Origin of the sequence: Streptomyces sp. NPDC059247, assembly GCF_042754005.1 — a bacterium.
Taxonomy (GTDB): domain Bacteria; phylum Actinomycetota; class Actinomycetes; order Streptomycetales; family Streptomycetaceae; genus Streptomyces.
Genome location: NZ_JBHYZW010000005.1, coordinates 77,895 through 94,438, shown reverse-complemented (window position 1 = coordinate 94,438; position 16,544 = coordinate 77,895). Strand labels below are relative to the sequence as shown.

Annotated in this window: 15 protein-coding genes; 7 read left to right on the top strand and 8 right to left on the bottom strand. The window is 72.5% G+C overall.

Annotated features, from left to right (window positions below; genetic code table 11):
- Window positions 1–77: 77 nt before the first annotated feature.
- Window positions 78–1,325, top strand: coding sequence for an MFS transporter (locus tag ACFXGN_RS12390; protein ID WP_384857072.1), 1,248 nt, complete (start codon window positions 78–80; stop codon window positions 1,323–1,325).
- On the opposite strand, the gene glgX is transcribed toward ACFXGN_RS12390, so the two are convergent.
- Complete coding sequence (glgX, locus tag ACFXGN_RS12385) at window positions 1,294–3,414, bottom strand: glycogen debranching protein GlgX (protein ID WP_384857069.1); 2,121 nt, start codon at window positions 3,412–3,414, stop codon at window positions 1,294–1,296. The two genes, ACFXGN_RS12390 and glgX, sit on opposite strands and share 32 nt — an antisense overlap.
- Window positions 3,415–3,552: 138 nt before the next feature.
- Here glgX and ACFXGN_RS12380 point away from each other — a divergent pair, with 138 nt between their 5' ends.
- The 4 genes from ACFXGN_RS12380 (at window position 3,553) to ACFXGN_RS12365 (ending at window position 7,979) form a co-directional block, all read left to right on the top strand.
- Window positions 3,553–4,398: a Tat pathway signal sequence domain protein gene (locus ACFXGN_RS12380; protein ID WP_384857066.1), complete on the top strand. Its 846-nt coding sequence runs from the start codon at window positions 3,553–3,555 to the stop codon at window positions 4,396–4,398.
- Window positions 4,399–4,438: 40 nt separating this feature from the next.
- A complete protein-coding gene (locus ACFXGN_RS12375; RefSeq protein ID WP_384857063.1) occupies window positions 4,439–5,764 on the top strand; it encodes a copper amine oxidase in 1,326 nt (441 codons plus the stop codon).
- A gap of 110 nt (window positions 5,765–5,874) precedes the next feature.
- Window positions 5,875–7,152, top strand: coding sequence for an SAV2148 family HEPN domain-containing protein (locus tag ACFXGN_RS12370; protein ID WP_384857061.1), 1,278 nt, complete (start codon window positions 5,875–5,877; stop codon window positions 7,150–7,152).
- Window positions 7,153–7,250: 98 nt separating this feature from the next.
- Window positions 7,251–7,979, top strand: coding sequence for a 3'-5' exonuclease (locus ACFXGN_RS12365; protein WP_384857059.1), 729 nt, complete (start codon window positions 7,251–7,253; stop codon window positions 7,977–7,979).
- Between the two features lie 56 nt (window positions 7,980–8,035).
- Here the strand turns inward: ACFXGN_RS12365 and ACFXGN_RS12360 are convergent, their stop codons facing one another.
- Both ACFXGN_RS12360 and ACFXGN_RS12355 read right to left on the bottom strand, forming a co-directional pair.
- Window positions 8,036–8,860 carry an alpha/beta fold hydrolase gene (locus tag ACFXGN_RS12360; protein WP_384857056.1) on the bottom strand — a complete coding sequence of 275 codons (825 nt, stop codon included), beginning with the start codon at window positions 8,858–8,860 and terminating at the stop codon, window positions 8,036–8,038.
- A 45-nt stretch (window positions 8,861–8,905) separates the two neighbouring features.
- Window positions 8,906–9,763, bottom strand: a complete 858-nt coding sequence (locus ACFXGN_RS12355) for a phosphotransferase (protein WP_384857053.1) — start codon at window positions 9,761–9,763, stop codon at window positions 8,906–8,908.
- 241 nt (window positions 9,764–10,004) lie between these two features.
- Here ACFXGN_RS12355 and ACFXGN_RS12350 point away from each other — a divergent pair, with 241 nt between their 5' ends.
- Both ACFXGN_RS12350 and ACFXGN_RS12345 read left to right on the top strand, forming a co-directional pair.
- Complete coding sequence (locus ACFXGN_RS12350; RefSeq protein ID WP_384857050.1) at window positions 10,005–10,619, top strand: DUF1697 domain-containing protein; 615 nt, start codon at window positions 10,005–10,007, stop codon at window positions 10,617–10,619.
- A 242-nt stretch (window positions 10,620–10,861) separates the two neighbouring features.
- Window positions 10,862–11,536 carry a DsbA family protein gene (locus tag ACFXGN_RS12345; protein WP_384857727.1) on the top strand — a complete coding sequence of 225 codons (675 nt, stop codon included), beginning with the start codon at window positions 10,862–10,864 and terminating at the stop codon, window positions 11,534–11,536.
- Window positions 11,537–11,559: 23 nt separating this feature from the next.
- Here the strand turns inward: ACFXGN_RS12345 and ACFXGN_RS12340 are convergent, their stop codons facing one another.
- The 5 genes from ACFXGN_RS12340 to ACFXGN_RS12320 all read right to left on the bottom strand — a co-directional run bounded on the left by ACFXGN_RS12340 (window position 11,560) and on the right by ACFXGN_RS12320 (window position 16,519).
- Window positions 11,560–12,378 (bottom strand): S1 family peptidase, encoded by an 819-nt coding sequence (locus ACFXGN_RS12340; protein ID WP_384857047.1) that lies wholly within the window; start codon window positions 12,376–12,378, stop codon window positions 11,560–11,562.
- A gap of 510 nt (window positions 12,379–12,888) precedes the next feature.
- On the bottom strand, window positions 12,889–13,629 hold the full coding sequence (locus tag ACFXGN_RS12335) for a sirohydrochlorin chelatase (RefSeq protein ID WP_384857724.1): 741 nt from the start codon (window positions 13,627–13,629) through the stop codon (window positions 12,889–12,891).
- 14 nt (window positions 13,630–13,643) lie between these two features.
- A complete protein-coding gene (locus ACFXGN_RS12330) occupies window positions 13,644–14,531 on the bottom strand; it encodes an ABC transporter permease (protein ID WP_384857044.1) in 888 nt (295 codons plus the stop codon).
- Window positions 14,518–15,336, bottom strand: a complete 819-nt coding sequence (locus ACFXGN_RS12325) for an ABC transporter ATP-binding protein (protein WP_384857041.1) — start codon at window positions 15,334–15,336, stop codon at window positions 14,518–14,520. Before ACFXGN_RS12325 ends, ACFXGN_RS12330 begins: the two co-directional genes overlap by 14 nt.
- A gap of 43 nt (window positions 15,337–15,379) precedes the next feature.
- Window positions 15,380–16,519 carry an aliphatic sulfonate ABC transporter substrate-binding protein gene (locus ACFXGN_RS12320; RefSeq protein ID WP_384857038.1) on the bottom strand — a complete coding sequence of 380 codons (1,140 nt, stop codon included), beginning with the start codon at window positions 16,517–16,519 and terminating at the stop codon, window positions 15,380–15,382.
- Between the last annotated feature and the right edge of the window lie 25 nt (window positions 16,520–16,544).

Below are 16,544 nucleotides of genomic sequence, written 5' to 3'. Positions count from 1 at the left end.
ACGTACGTACCCGGCCGGGAGGCTTCTGTGTCATCGGCCCATGCACCCGTTCGAGTGCATCGCGTGAGGTTCGCCCGATGTTCCGGACCTACCGCGACACCTTCGCGCTGCTCGGCCCCGGCCTCCCCGTCGTCTCCTTCCTCGCCCGGCTGCCCACCGCCATGTGCCAGCTCGGCACCCTGCTCCTGGTGGCGGAGACCAGCGGCTCGCTCGGCACGGCGGGCCTGGTGGGCGGGGCGCTCACGGCCGGGCAGACCGTCGCGGGGCCGGTCGTCGGACGGCTCGCCGACCGGCACGGACAGCGCGGGGTCCTCCTCGCCGCCTCCGCCGTCAACGCGCTCGCCGTCACCTGGCTGGTCCTCGCCGCGCTCGCCCGCGTTCCCACCGGCCCGCTGGCGGCGGTGGCGGTCCTCGCGGGGGCGTCGGTGCCGCAGGCCGGTCCGCTCGCCCGGACCCGTTCGGTGGCGCTCGCCCGCCGGTCCGGCGCCGACGAGCGGCTCGTCGGCACGGTGCTCTCCTTCGAGGGCACCCTCGACGAGGTGTCCTTCGTCCTCGGACCGGCGTTCGTCGGGGTCGCCGCCGCCGTCGCGCACCCGGCCGCCGCCCTCCTCCTCGCGGCGCTGCTCCTCGCCGTCTTCGGCACGGCCTTCGCCCTGCCCCCCTCGGCCGCCGCCACCGCGCCGGGTCCGGTGTCCACCCGCGAGGGCTCCGCCGGACGGACCAGGCTCGCGGGGGCCGCGTACGCGCTGCGCGGGGCGATGCTCCTCCAAGGGGCCATGTTCGGCGCCTCCCAGGCGGGGATCACCGCCCTCACCGAGGACCTCGGCGTCCCCGCGCAGGCGGGGCTCGTGTACGCGGCGACGGGGGTGATGAGCGCCGTCGTCGGGCTCTCCCTGGCGGCCCTGCCCGCCCGGATCGGTCTGACGGCCCGCTGGCGCGCGGCGACCGCCGGGCTCGTCGTGCTCTCCCTGCCGCTGCCGTGGACCGGCTCCCTCGGCGGTCTGTACGCGGTGGTGACGGTCCTCGGCGCCGCCTACGCCCCGCATCTGATCACCGTCTTCGGGCTCACCGAGCGGACCGTCCCCGCGACCCGGCTCGCCGAGTCCATGGCCTTCCTCACCAGCGGCGTCGTGGCCGGTCAGGCGCTCGCCCTGGCGTTCTCCGGGCGGCTCGCCGAGCGTCACGGCGCGCCCGCCGCGTTCGCGGTGGCGGTGGGCGCGGCCGTGGCCTGCGCGGCGCTGTCCTGGGCGGTGCGGATCCGGCCCGTACCGTCCGCCCCGGCGGGGCCCGCCGTCAGACGGGGCGGCGCAGGACGCTCAGGCTGAGCGGCGCGAGCGTCATCCGTTCGCCGCCCGCCAGCTCCGGGCCCTCCCCGGGCGGCATCCCCTCCGGGTCGGAGGTGTCCACGACCGTCCGCCAGCAGGCCCCGTGGCCGTCCGGGACGACGAAGTCCAGCTCCTGCGAGGAGGCGTTGAACATCAGCAGGAAGGAGTCGTCGGCGATCCGCTCGCCCTGCGGGCCGGGCTCCGAGATGGCGTTGCCGTTGAGGAAGACGGTCAGCGCCCGCGCGTGCGCCGCCTGCCAGTCGCGGGACGTCATCTCCTCGCCCTCGGGCGTGAACCAGGCGATGTCGGTCAGCTCGTCGTGGGTGCCCTCGACGGGCCGTCCGTGGAAGAAGCGGCGGCGCCGGAACACCGGGTGCTCCCTGCGGAGCCGTACCATCGCGCGGGTGAAGCGGAGCAGGGTCGCCTCCGCCTCGCTGTTCTCCTTGGGCCAGCGCACCCAGGACACCTCGTTGTCCTGGCAGTAGGCGTTGTTGTTGCCGCCCTGGGTGCGGCCGAACTCGTCGCCGTGGCTGAGCATCGGGACGCCCTGCGACAGCATCAGGGTGGCGAGGAAGTTGCGGGACTGGCGGGCGCGCAGCTCGACGATCCCGACGTCCCCGCTGTCGCCCTCCACCCCGCAGTTCCACGACCGGTTGTGGCTCTCGCCGTCCCGGTTGCCCTCGCCGTTGGCCTCGTTGTGCTTCTCGTCGTACGAGACGAGGTCCCGCAGGGTGAAGCCGTCGTGGCAGGTCACGAAGTTGACGGAGGCGAGCGGCCGTCGCCCGTCGCCCTGGTAGAGGTCGGAGGAGCCGGTCAGCCGGGAGGCGAACTCGGCGAGGGTGCGGGGTTCGCCGCGCCACAGGTCCCGCACGCAGTCCCGGTACTTGCCGTTCCACTCGGTCCACAGCGGCGGGAAGTTGCCGACCTGGTAGCCGCCCTCGCCGACGTCCCACGGTTCGGCGATCAGCTTCACCTGGCTCACCACGGGGTCCTGCTGCACCAGGTCGAAGAAGGACGACAGCCGGTCCACCTCGTGGAACTGGCGGGCCAGGGTGGCGGCCAGGTCGAAGCGGAAGCCGTCCACGTGCATCTCGGTCACCCAGTACCGCAGACTGTCCATGATCATCTGGAGTACGTGCGGGGAGCGCATGAGCAGCGAGTTCCCGGTGCCCGTGGTGTCGGTGTAGGTCCGGGGGTCGTCGCCGAGCCGGTAGTACGAGGGGTTGTCCAGGCCCCGGAAGGAGAGCGTCGGGCCCAGGTGGTTGCCCTCGGCGGTGTGGTTGTAGACCACGTCGAGGATGACCTCGATGCCCGCCTGGTGCAGTGCCCGCACCGCCGACTTGAACTCCAGGACCTGCTGGCCCCGGTCGCCCCAGGACGCGTAGGCGTTGTGCGGGGCGAAGAAGCCGATCGTGTTGTAGCCCCAGTAGTTGGAGAGCCCCGCGTCCACCAGCCGGTGGTCGTTCACGAACTGGTGAACGGGCATCAGTTCGAGCGCGGTGACGCCCAGTTCCTTCAGATGTCCGATCACCGCCGGGTGCGCGAGTCCCGCGTACGTCCCGCGCAGCTCCTCCGGCAGGTCCGGGTGCAGCATCGTCAGGCCCTTCACATGGGCCTCGTAGATCACCGTGCGGTGGTACTCGGTGCGCGGTCGCCGGTCGTCGCCCCAGTCGAAGTACGGATTGACCACGACCGAGGTCATCGTGTGCCCGGCGGAGTCCAGGTCGTTGCGCGCGTCCGGCCGTCCGAAGGGATAGCCGTACACCGCCTCGCCCCACTCGATCCGCCCCGACATCGCCCGCGCGTACGGGTCGAGGAGCAGCTTCGCCGCGTTGCAGCGCAGCCCGCGCTCCGGCGCGTACGGGCCGTGCACCCGGAACCCGTACCGCTGTCCCGGCATCACGCCCGGCAGATAGGCGTGCCGCACGAACGCGTCGGTCTCGCGCAGTTCGACCGACGTCTCCGCGCCGTCGTCGTCGATCAGGCACAGCTCGATCCGGTGCGCGGTCTCCGAGAAGACCGCGAAATTGGTGCCCGCTCCGTCATAGGTGGCGCCCAGGGGGTACGCCTGTCCCGGCCAGACCTGCATGAGTATGAAAATTCCTCTTCTGTCCGGGTTCTGGGGTTGCTCTTCGGCCGCATCCTGCCCGAAAGAGGCGCAACCTCCTAGGACTTCACCTCGTCCTACCGGGTGACCGCAGAACAAGAGGGGGAACGAGGGGGAAGTGTGTACGAAATAGCGCGCCGCCACTTGGGGAAGGTGGTGGCCGGAGCGGCCATGGCGGTGACGGGAACCGCCGTCGCGGTCGCGATCAGCCTGCCCGGATCGGCGGGAGCCGACGACACGCCCGGCGCCCGGGGACCGGCGGCCGGAACGGCCGGAGCGTCCGACACCGCCGGAGCGTCCGGCACGGGACAGCAGGGCGGCGAAGGGGCCGCGGGCGGGGGCGGCGCGCCCGCGCCCGCCACCGTCGTCCCCGCCGCCGTCGAGGGCGCCCGGGGCATCGGCAGCGATCCGCTCACCGACGACGAACTGGCCCGCGCCGAGGCCCTGGCGCTCGCCCAGCCCGGCGCCGCCGCACAGCAGGACGTCGTGGGCGGGCGGGGGCCCCAGCACCTCGGCACCGACCTCTCCGATCCGCTGGCCGACGACCCGACCCGCCGCGCCGAGGTCCGCCTCTACGACTACGCGCGGGACGAGCTGATCACCCGGACCGTCAACCTCGACACCGGCAAGGTCGAACGCTCCGCGGCCCAGCGCGGGGTCCAGCCCTCCGCCCACCCCGAGGAACTCCGCAAGGCGCTGGAGCTGATCCTCGCCAGCCCGCTCGGCAAGGGCGTCAAGGAGGACTACAAGGACGCCACGGGCAAGCAGCTGACCTCCACCACCCAGCTGTGGTTCAACGGCGACGTCTACCGCCCCTACCGCGAGGCGAACGTCCCCGAGGCGCTCGCCGACTGCGGGAAGCACCGCTGCGTCCGGCTCGTCACCAAGGTCCTCAACGGGGCCTGGATCGACACCCGCAACCTCATCGTCGACCTCTCGGCGAGGACCGTCACCCGCGTCGGCTGACCACCGCCCGCCGCATCTCCGTACCGAGGAGTACGTTCCCATGTCCCATCAGTCACACCGGCGTACCCGCCGGGGAGCCCTGTTGACCGCGGCCGCCCTGCTCGGCACCGCCACGGCCGCCGCCGCCCCCGCGACCGGGGCCACCGCCGCCCCCCGCCCCCCGGCGCCGACCCGCTCGCCCGCCCCGCCGGCCGCCGACTGCTCCGCCGCCTACCGCATCACCCAGAAGCTCGACGGCGGCACCACCTGGCGCATGTGCTGGCGCTACGACACCGACGCCGGGCTCACCCTCGACAACATCACCTTCCAGCCGCCCGGCGCCACCGCGCCCATCAAGGTCCTCAAGAGCGCCCGGCTCGCGCAGATCCACGTCCCGTACGACGACGGCGTCTCCGAGTACGACGACCTGACCGGCGCCGGATTCGGCTGGGGACTGCAGGGCCTCAAGCCCGCCGAGTGTCCCGGCGGCACCATCACCACGGTCAAGGTCCCCGAGATCGGCGAGACCAAGGCCCTGTGCACCACGACCCGGGCCCGCGGCCACGCCTACCGCATGGCCAGCGACACCGGCAACAAGGTCTACCAGGCCCAGGCCAAGGACCTGCTGGTCTACACCGTGAACAAGGTCGGCTGGTACGAGTACATCACCGAGTGGCGCTTCTCCGCCGACGGCACCATAGGGGCCAACGTCGGAGCCACCGGCAGCCTCTCCCCGGTCGACTACAACGCCACCGACGGCCGGAGCTGGCCCCTCGGCAAGGGCGCCCGCGGCTACGCCACCAGCCACGCCCACAACGTCTTCTGGAAGCTCGACTTCGGCCTCGACGGCTCCACCAAGGACCGCATCGAACAGTTCGACTCCACCGTCACCGCCCCCGCGGCGGGCGGCGGCGGCCCCACCGTGAAGACCCAGCGCAGCGTCGTCACCAAGGAACTCGCCGGGGACGCCAAGAACATGCGCTGGTGGCGGGTGGTCAGCGGCACCGGCAAGAACGCCGACGGCCACGCCCGCTCCTACGAGATCGTGCCCGGCCACAGCGACACCCACGCCGGACGCGGCTTCACCAAGCACGACATCTACTTCACCCAGGCCCGCGCCTGCGAGAAGTTCGCCAGCAACAACATCGGCAACTGCGGCGCCAATGCCGGTGACAGCGTGGACAAATGGGTCAATGGTGAGACTCTGACCAAACCGTCCGTCTGGGTCAACATAGGGTTCCACCACATCGCCCGGGACGAGGACCAGCAGCCCATGCCGGTCCACTGGCAGGGCTTCCAGCTGGCCCCCCGTGACGTCACCGCTATGAATCCGCTCACTCCGTCCGAACTCGCCTCCCAGAACGGACAGCCCGATCTCGGTAGTTGACGAAGCAGCCTGACGATCCTGCTGCACCGCCTCCCGCTCCCGGAGTACCCTTCCTTGATCGTTGTCGGACCGGTCGACACGGGCGTCCAGGAGCAGAAGGCGGTGCGCGGGTGAGCTCGGGAGGTCTGGAGCTGCCCCCAGGTGACGAGGGTCACGACGGGGGCCCGGCCGGGCCCGCGGAGGCGACGCCCGGCGCGGTCACGCCGCCGGGCGTGCCACCCGGCACGGTCACCGTCGTCCGGCCCGTGGAGATAGGGGCCGAACTCGACTGGGGCGCCGAGGCGTGGAGCGAGGTCCGCACCCGCGCCCAGCGCGCCGGACGCGCCTACATCTGGCTGAACCTGGTCGAACAGCGGCTCCGCGCCGTGGTCGCCGCCGTCCTGCGGCCCGTGTACGAACCCGTGCACGGCGAGGAGTGGGTGGTGGCCGCCGCCGGTCCCGCCGGCCAGGAGTGGGTCCAGCGGGCCGTCGCCGTCCGTGAGGTCTCCCGCCGCAAGGGCTACCTCCTCGACCCGGCCGACGACAACGTCCTCAGCTTCCTCACTCTGCCCCAGCTGCGCGAGCTGATGGTCCAGCACTGGCCCTGCTTCGAGCCCTACTTCGACGACCGGCGCGAGGTCGAGCTGGCCCTGGACGAACTGGAGGTCACCCGGAACGTCGTCTCCCGCAACCGGGCCCTCTCCCTGACCGTCCTCGCCCAGTCCGAACGGGCCTCCGCCCGCATCCTGGAGATCCTCGGCAGCGGCGCCGCGGTGCCCTCCGCCGACCGGCTGCCCGTCGACGCGGTCGAGGACCTCGTCGGCGACCGGTACGCGGACGTCGTCTCCGTCCACCCCGACCGGGTCCGGCTCCAGCGGCAACTGCCCGCCGAGGACCTCTTCGGCGGGGCCCGCCGCCTCGACGCCACCGGCATAGGCCTGAACCTGCTCGTGCAGAACTTCTCCGGCCGCCGCATGGTCCGGCTCGCCGAGTCCGGCTGCCGCACCCGGCTCCTCTTCCTCAACCCCGCCAGCAGCGCCGTGAAGCGGCGCGAACGCGAGCTGGGACTGAAGAAGGGCGAACTCAGCCGCTCGGTCGAGATGAACATCCTGCACATGCGCCGGGTCCGCTCCAAGCTCCGCGACCCCGGCGCCTTCCAGATCCACGTCTTCGACGAGACCCCCCGCTTCACCGCCTATCTGGTGGACGGCGACGGACCGGACGGCGTCGGCGTCGTCCAGTCCTATCTGCGCCGCGCCCGGGGCATGGAGGCACCCGTCCTCGTCCTGCGCGGCGGCCGGAACGTGGTCCGGCACGGCCAGGGCGCCCGCGACGGCGACCACGGGCTCTTCGAGACCTACCGGGAGGAGTTCGAGTCCGTCTGGCTCGACTCACGACCGGTCTCCTGACCCACCGCGGGGGCCCTTCGGGGGCCGACCGACGGCGTTGTCAGTGCCGCGTGCGAGGGTGGTCAGCACCACGGGGGAGATCAGACGAGGAGGACCCGATGGCTTGGCATGGGGAACCACTGGCCGGTTTCGACCTGGAGACGACCGGCACCGATCCACTGGAGGCCCGCATCGTGACGGCCTCGATCGTCGAGGTCGACGGAGCGGGACACGTCGTCCGCCGCCGGGACTGGCTCGCCGACCCGGGCGTCCGCATCCCGGAGCAGGCCGCCGCGATCCACGGCATCAGCACCGAGCGCGCCACCGCCGAGGGCCGCCCGGTCCGCGAGGTCGCCGACGAGATCGCGGCGACCCTCGCCGCCTACTGGGAGGACGGCGTCCCGGTCGTGGCGTACAACGCCTCCTTCGACCTGACGCTGCTCTCCGCCGAGCTGCGCCGCCACGGACTGCCCTCCCTGAGCGAGCGCATCGGCGGCGTCCCCGTCGGACCCGTCGTCGACCCCTACACCATCGACCGGGCCGTCGACCGCTACCGGCGCGGCAAGCGCACCCTGGCGGCGGTCTGCGGGGAGTACGGGGTGGTCCTCGAAGCCGCCCACGAGGCCGCGGCCGACGCGCTCGCCGCCGTCCGGGTCGCCGTCGCGATAGCCGAGCGGCACCACCGGGTCGCCGCACTCGACCCGGCCGAACTCCACGAGAGCCAGATCGGCTGGTACCGCGCCTGGGCCGAGAACTTCCAGGACTTCCTGCGCGGCAAGGGCGACCCGGACGCCGTCGTGGACCCGACCTGGCCCCTGCGCACCCCGCTCGCCCTGGCCGTCGGCTAGCGGAACACCCCGCCGGGCCCATGGGGCCCCCACCCGGGCACGGGGGACGACAACCCTCAGGCGTTCTCCTTCAAGAAGGAGAGCAGCAGCTGGTTGACCCTCTCCGGCTGGTCCAGCTGGAACCAGTGCCCGGCGTCCTCGACCCGCTCGAACCGCCAGGAGCCGGAGACGTACGCGCCGGTGTCCGCCATCTGCCGCTCACCGAGATAGCGGTCGCCGGTGGAGCAGACGCCCATCACCGGGACGGTCAGCGGGGGCGGCTCCGGGACGGGACCCAACTGGAGCTCGACCGGCAGCCCCGCCCGGTAGATGCCGAGCGCGGCGGTCAGCCCGCCCGGAGCGCGCAGGGGCTCCAGGACCTCCGCCGCGTCCGGGTGGTCACCGAGCATCTCCCGCAGGTTCGCGTGGCCGTCGCGGGAGAGCCACTCCTCCGCGAGCCCCTCGTGCTGGAACATCGTGACGTGCCACAGGCGCTGCCGCTGCTCCCACCCCGCCCGCAGGATCGCGGCGATGCTGCCCACCGACATCAGGGTCGCGCTCGCCACCCGGTCCGGCACGAACTGCGCCAGGCCCTGGACGATCCCCGAACCCCAGTCGTGCCCCACCAGATGCACCCGGTCGAGCTCCAGCCGGGCCAGCAGCTCCAGCAGGTCACCCACGTGCTTCGCCGGGTCGTACGCCTCCGGTCCGCCCGCCGGACGGGACGAGGCCCCGAAACCGCGCAGGGTGGGGGCGACCGTCGTGAAGCCCGCCGCGTTCAGCGCCGGGACCTGATGACGCCAGAGCCGGTGACTGTCGGGGAAACCGTGCACCAGGAGCACGGCCGGACCCTCTCCGCTCACCTCGACGTCGAGCGTCACCTCGGACAGTTCCACGTTCATCCCCAACACCCCTGTAGATCGGCCCGGTTCGACCGGACCATGATGTCAGAACGGATACCAGCGCACCTCGGGATCGCCGTTCCGCAGCGAGGCCACCCGCCGCTCGAACTCGGCGAGGGCCTTCGGGTTCGTCGGCGCGTGCTGCGCCACCCACGCGCAGCTCGCGGTCTCCCGCGCCCCGCGCAGCACCGCGCACCCCTCCCACTCCCGCACGTCCCAGCCGTACGCCTCCGTGAAGGCCTCGTACGCCGCCTGGTCCAGGCCGTACCGGTCCCGGGAGAGCGCGAGCACCACCAGATCGTGCTCGCGCAGATCGGACGAGAAGGTCTCCAGGTCCACCAGGACGGGACCGTCGGGGCCGATGTGCACATTGCGGGGGAGGGCGTCGCCGTGGATCGGACCCGGCGTCAGCCGGGGGGTCAGCGCGGCGGCCGTCGGCGCGAACGCGTCGCGCCGCTCGCGCAGGAAAGCGGCGTCCGCCGGGTCGATCGCGTCCCCCGCGAGCCGCAGCCACCGCTCGACCCCGCCCAGCAGCTCCCGCCGGGGCAGCGTGAAGCCGGTCGGCTCCGGCAGCGCGTGCACCAGCCTCAGGAGCGAGGCCAGATCGCGCGGCTCGGCGGGCCGGACGCTCTCGGGCAGCCGGTGCCAGAGGGTGACCGGACACCCGTCCACCCGGCGGGGCGCGTCCTCCGCCGCGCGCACGGCGGGAACGTCCGCCTCGGCCAGCCAGGCGGCGAGCGCCAGCTCGCGCTCCGCCCGCTCGAACACCTCGGGGTCCCGGCCGACCTTCACGGCGAGATCCCCCACCGCGAAGACCGCGTTCTCACCGAGGGCCAGCAGCCGCGCCTCCGCGACCGGCAGCCCCGCCCCGGCCAGGATCTCCCGCGCCCGCGCCTCGTCCATCGACCTTCTCCCTCATCTGTGCGATCGAGCCGAATTCTCCCACCCGCACCACGAGCCCCTGAGGCCCACCCGTTACGGCAAGGAAAAGCATGGTTCCACCTGGTTCCGACCTTACGAAACCTTGTTGAATAAGTCACAGATGGGTGACGGCTCTTCTCCCGGCTCCCCTCGATCGGACAGTGTTCGGACCGGTCACCGCGCCACCCCCCACGAGGCGCGGTGACCGTCCTACGCTGACCCCATGACGCAGACATACGCGCTCCTGCTCCGCGGCATCAACGTGAGCGGTCGCCGCAAGGTCCCCATGGCGGACCTCAGGTCCTGCCTCGAAGGGCTCGGCCACCGGGACGTCCGCACGTATCTGCAGAGCGGGAACGCGGTCTTCACCACCGGTGCCGATGCCGGTGGTGCTGGTGCCAGTGGTGCCAGTGGTGCCGGTGGTGGTGCCGGTGTCCCCGCCGTCTCCGACGAGGCGCTCGCCTCGGAGATCGAGGACGCGGTCGAGCGCCGGTTCGGCTTCCGCGTCGACTGCCTCGTCCGCGACGGCGCCTATCTGGCGGCGGTCGCCGCCGCCTGCCCCTTCCCCGCCGCCGAACTGGAGGGCAAGCAGCTCCACGCCCTCTACCTCTCCGAGTCCGCCGACCCCGGACGCTTCGCCGGGATCGACCGGGAGGCCCACCTCCCCGAGGCGTTCGCCCTCGGCGACCGCGTCCTCTACCTCTACGCCCCCGAGGGCCTGGGCAACTCCAAGCTCGGCGAGGCGGTCTCCCGCGCCTCGGTCGTCAAGGGCCTGGTCGTCACCGGCCGCAACTGGAACACGGTCCGCAAGCTGGTGGAGATGACCGGCGGGGAGTGAGGGTGGGAACGGCGGGCGAGGGGTGACGGCGGGAAGTGACGGCGGGAAGTGACGGCGGGCCGGGAGAAGTGGCCCACTCCGGCCGTGCCCGATTGGACCAGAGCGGCAGGCCACTTGGTGGCTAGATTCGCCGTATGACGACTACGGGGATCACAGAGACCATCAAGGCTGTCGGTGCCGCTGGTGCCGCTGGTGCCACCAGGACCACAGAGGCCATCGGGAGCGCCGAGGAGGCCGGGGCCATCGGGGAGACCGGGGCCACTGAGAAAGCAGGGGCCACCGGAGAAGCCGGGGCCGCCGCTCCCGGTGGGACCCGGCCCGTCGTCGACTTCTACTTCGACCCCGCCTGCCCCTTCGCCTGGATCACCTCCCGCTGGATCCTGGAGGTCGAGCGGCTCCGGGACATCGACCTCCGCTTCAAGGTCATGAGCCTCCACCTCCACAACGAGGGCAACACCCTGCCCGACTGGTACCGCACCCTCGTCGACGCCTCCGTGGGGCCCGTCCGGGTCGCCGTGGCCGCCGCCGCGCGGCACGGCGAGGACGTCCTGCGCCCGCTCTACACCGCGTACGGCACCCGCATCCACGAGCGGAAGCGGGACGACTTCGACGCCGTCGTCGCCGAGTCCCTCGCCGAACTCGGCCTGCCCGTCGAACTGGCCGCCGCCGCCCACGACCCGGCGTACGACGAGGCCGTCCGCCGCAGCCATGACGCGGGCAAGGAGCCGGAGAGCGGCGCCTACGTCGGCACCCCGACCCTCCACGTCGACGGCACCGTCTGGTTCGGACCGGTCCTGCGGGCCGTCCCGCGCGGCGAGGCAGCCGCCGAACTCTTCGACGGGTTCCGCGTCCTCGCCCGCCATCCCGACCTCTTCGAGCTCAAGCGGACCCGCACCGGAGGCCTCGACCTCGGCTGAGGCCCCCGGCGCGCGGGACGGGGTCAGGCCGCGTCGGCGGGGCGGCCCTCGGCCGGGATCACCCGGGAGAGCCCGTGGGAGGCGAGCGGCGCGCGGAACGGCTTCCAGAGCGCCGGGTCGGTCAGATTGGTGAAGAGCCCGGTGCAGGTGTTCGTCTCCCCGGTCACGACGCCGTAGACGACGGCCCTGCCGGACGCGTTCGGGGCGAACAGCGGGCCCCCGCTGTCACCGGGCCCGACCCGGACCGTGTCCGTGCCCGCGCAGAGGAACTTCTTGTCCCAGATGCCGCCCTCGTCGTCGAACTTCTTCACGAGAAGCGCGGCTTCGCGCAGGCGCGAGGGCTTGGCGGGGTCCCCGAGATCGGTGCGCCCCCAGCCCGCGGCCCGCAGCACCCGGCCGGGTCGCGGCTCGGCGTTCATCGGGGGAAGGACCGCGGCGGTCTGCCGCACGGGCCGGTCGAGCACGATCAGCCCCAGGTCCGAGTTGGTCGCGGTCGAGAACTCGGGGTGGCTGTAGACGGTGAAGCGCTCGTCGGTCAGCACGGTCCCCGCCGACGAGGCGGAGTCGGACCGCCCCAGCACGAGCCGGATCTTGACCTTGCCCTGCTGGGCCCACATCGAGCAGTGCGCCGCCGTGGCCACGACCCGGCTGTCGATCAGTGCCCCGCCGCAGAAGTGCGACCAGGTGCCGTCGGCTTCCTGCTGCTCGATCTGTACGACATAGGGCCGCGCGCCGTCCGCGACCGGGGCGCCGCCGACGATCGCCGAGGCGGAGGGAGCGACCGTGCCCAGGATCCCGAACGCGCCGGTCCCCGCGAGGGCCGCGACCGTCCGGCGGCTCATTGACTTGCGCAAGGGTGAACCCGCTTTCGTCTGCCGCCGGGCATCGCCCCGGCGGGCTTGCGCGAGGCCGGCGTCCGGCCGCCCCCGTCCGCCCCGATCCTGACCACGCTTCCCGTCCGGCCCGTCTCGGTCGGGTGTCGGGCGGATCAGGAGATCACTTCAGGCGTGTAACGGAACGGGGAGGAGGGGAGCGGGGAGGAGCGGTGCCCGTGCGGGCGCGCGCCCTTCGGGCGGCGGGACCGACGTGGTGTCCACCGTGCGGACCGGGCCGGTCGGGCGGGGCCGGTCGGGCGGAACGGGACCACTCTCGCGCTACGGGTCACTCCCGCCCCACGGGACCACTCCCGCCCCACGGGCGACTCCCGCACCGGAAGGGCCCGCGGCTCGTCGGCCTGCGCGGCGGCCCGTCGGCGCGGAGGACCTCGTGCGCGTCCCGCCCGCCGCGCCCGGGAGGGCGTACGACCGGGCGAGGCGCTTCAGGGGGCGTACGGCCCGGGACCGGGGCCGTTGTCAGGCCGTCCGGGCCACCGGGCGGGCCGCCCGCGCCCCGTCGTACCGCTCCAGGAGCAGCCGGGCCAGTTCCGGGGCCGGGCCGAGGACGTCCGCGAGGACGTCGGCGCCCGCCGCCCCGGCCGCGATGCGGTCCGGGAGACGGCCGGGGGCGATCACGTACGGGGCGACGGCCACCCGGCCGACGCCCGGCTCCGCGCGCAGGGCCGCCACGGCGTCCTCCGTACGCGGAAGGGATGCGGAGGCGAACGCGGGCCGCACGGAGCACCAACCGGTGCGCCGCAGCTCCCGCGCCGTTTCTGCGATCACCGCGATCGCCTCCGGGTCCGAGGAGCCCGCCGAGGCCAGGACGACCCCGGTCGTGCTCCGGTCGCCGGGCGTGAGCCCGGCCTCGTACAGCCGCCGTTCCACCGCCGCGATCAGCAGCGGCGAGGGTCCCAGGACCTCCGCCCGGCGCACCCGCAGCGACGGCGGGGCCTGCCGCAGGACGGCGGGGACGTCGGCCTTCGCGTGGAAGGCCCGGGTCAGCAGCAGCGGCAGCGCCACCACGTCCCGCACCCCGTCCGCCGCGAGCCGGTCGAGGACCCCCGGCGCCGACGGCAGGTCGAAGTCCAGGAACGCCGTCTCCACCCGCAGCCCCGGCCGCAGCGCACCGGCCCGGCGCACCAGCGCCCGGACGGTCGCCGCGTGCCGGGGGTCACGGCTGCCGTGGGCGACGACGAGGAGGACGGGACGGTTCACGGTCGGCTCAGAGCTCACTTCACCAGGAGGCCGCGGCTGCGGAGCACCCAGCGCTCCAGCGGGCTGAAGATCAGCAGGTCGATGGCGATGCCGACGACCAGGATGAGCAGGATCGCCAGGAACACACCGGGCAGGTCGATGTTGTTGCGGCCGTTCTCCAGGAGCTGGCCCAGACCGAGGCCCAGATCGGGGGAGGAGGCGATGATCTCGGCCGCCATCAGCGAGCGCCAGGAGAACGCCCAGCCCTGCTTGAGCCCCGCCAGATAGCCGGGGAGCGCGGCCGGGAGCACCACGTGCCAGGTGCCCCTGAGGCCGGTGGCGCCCAGGGTGCGGCCCGCCCGCAGGAAGAGCGGCGGGATCTGGTCGACGCCGGAGACCAGGCCGTTGGCGATGGAGGGCACGGCGCCCAGCAGGATCACGGTGTACATCATGGCGTCGTTCAGGCCGAACCAGAGCACGGCGGGCGGCACCCAGGCCACCGAGGGCAGCGACTGGAGACCGGACAGGATCGGTCCGATCGCGGCGCGCACGAACTTCACCCGTGCCACCAGCAGACCCAGCGGGGTGCCGATGGCGAGGGCGAGCAGGAAGCCGGACAGACCGCGCGAGACGCTGGTCCAGACGACTTCGAGCAGGGTCCCCTGGAGCCACATGTCGGTCAGGCCGTCCCACACCGCGGACGGTGCGGGCAGCTTGGTCTCCTCGGTGATCTTCGCCGAGACGAGGATCTGCCAGACGACGAGGACGAGTCCGACGGCCAGCGTCGGCGGGAGGACCTTCTTGAGGAGGACCTCCCGGACCGGGGTGCGGCGGATCTCGACCGCGTCCAGGGCGTCGAGTCCGGCCTCCAGACCCGCGAGGTCGTCCCGCTTGGCCTTCGCGGTGGTGTCAGTGCTGGCCATGGCGGCGGATCTCCCCACGCAGGTGCTCAGTGATCTCAAGGGACAGTTCGGCCACGTCCGCGTCCTCGATGCGGCGGGGCTGCGGGATGTCCACGGTCCACTCCTTGGCCACCCGGCCGGGCCGGGAGGAGAGCAGGACCACGCGCTGCGCGAGGCGGACGGCCTCGCGCACATTGTGTGTGACGAAGAGGACGGAGAGGTTCCCCGTGGCGGAGCCACTGGTGTTGGAGGTCTCCCAGACCCGGGTGAGCTCGCCGTGCAGCACGTCCCGGGTGATGGCGTCGAGCGCCGCGAACGGCTCGTCCATCAGCAGGAGTCGGCTGTCCTGGGCCAGCGCGCGGGCCAGCGCCACGCGCTGCCGCATCCCGCCGGACAGCTCGTGCACCCGCTTGCCGTACGCGCCGCCGAGCCGGACGAGGTCGAGCAGCCGCTCGGCCTCGGGCCGCCGGTCGGCCCGGGGCACCCCGCGCATCCGCAGGGCGAGTTCGATGTTCTTGCCCGCGGTCAGCCACGGGAAGAGGGCGTGTTCCTGGAACATCAGCGCCGGTCGGCCGCCCGGGGTCTCGATGGACCCCTGGGTCGGCCGGTCGAGGCCCGCGACCAGGTTCAGCAGGGTGGACTTGCCACACCCCGATGCCCCCAGGATGGTGACGAACTCGCCGGGCGCGACGTCGAGACTGACGTCGTCCAGGACGAGTTGGCCCCCGGCCGGGCCGGCGAAGGACTTCGAGACGTGCTCGATCCGGGCGGCGTGCGTCTGCTCCCTCACGGTGCTCTCGGCAGCCTTGGCGAGTGTCGTGGCCATGGTCGTCACCTCCTGGGGTTACGGGATCTGGGACTCGTCGCGGTTACTTGACGCCGAGACCGGCGTCGGAGACCTCGGGCTCGCCCGCGGCCTTCAGCACCTTGTTCAGGAGCTTCAGGTCGTAGATGCCTGCCAGGTCGGGCTGCTTGATCAGTTCGGCCTTGACGGCCCACTCGGACTGGGTCTTCAGCGTCGCGGCCAGCGGGTCGTTGGTGATGGCGATGCTCGGCCACGCCGGGTCGATGACCTTGTCGGCCAGGGGCTTGCCGCCGAGGGCCTTCAGCGCCGCGTTGGCCGAGGCCTTCGCCTTGTCGGGGTTGGCGTTGATCCACTCGTTGGTCTTCACCGTGCCCTTCAGCACCGCCTCGACCACGTCCGGGTGCTCCGTGAGGAACTTCTGCGACACGATGATGTTCGTGATCACGAACTTCTTCTCGGGCCACAGGCTGGTCTCGTCGAGGAGGACCGAACCGCCCTCGGAGACCAGCTTCGACGCGGTCGGCTCGGGGACCCAAGCACCGTCGATGGAGCCGGACTTGAAGGCGTCCGGGGTGACCTTGTTGTCCGTGCGGACGACGGAGACGTCACCCTTGCCGGACTCCGGGTCGACCTTCCAGCCCTTCTCGGCTATCCAGTTGAGCAGCGCGACGTCCTGCGTGTTGCCCTTCTGGGGGGTGGCGATCCGCTTGCCCTTGAGGTCGTCCAGGGTCTTGATCTTCTTGGGGTTCACGACCAGCTTCACGCCGCCGGAGGCGGAGCCGGAGATGATCCGCAGGTTCTGGCCCTTGGACTTGACGTACGCGTTGATGGAGGGCGAGGGGCCGATGAAGCCGATGTCCAGGGAGCCGCCGTTGAGCGCCTCGATCTCGGACGGGCCCGCGTTGAAGGTCTGCGGCTTGAGGGCGGTGCCGCCCAGTTCCTTCTGGATCAGGCCGTCCTGGACGCCGATCAGCGCGGTGGCGTGCGTCAGGTTCGGGAAGTAGCCGAGCCGTACTTCGGAGGCGGAGAGCTTCTTGGCGTCGGCCGCGACCGGGGCCTTCTTCTCCGAGTTCTCGTCCTTCTTGGCGTCGGAGCCGTAGCCGCAGGAGGCGAGGGCGCCGATCAGGAGGGGCAGCGCGGCGGCGGCGACGACGCTCCGGCGCAGGGTCTTACGGGTGGTGCGGGCGTTTCCGTTGGCAGACACGGGAAGCTTTCCTCTCGACACGTGG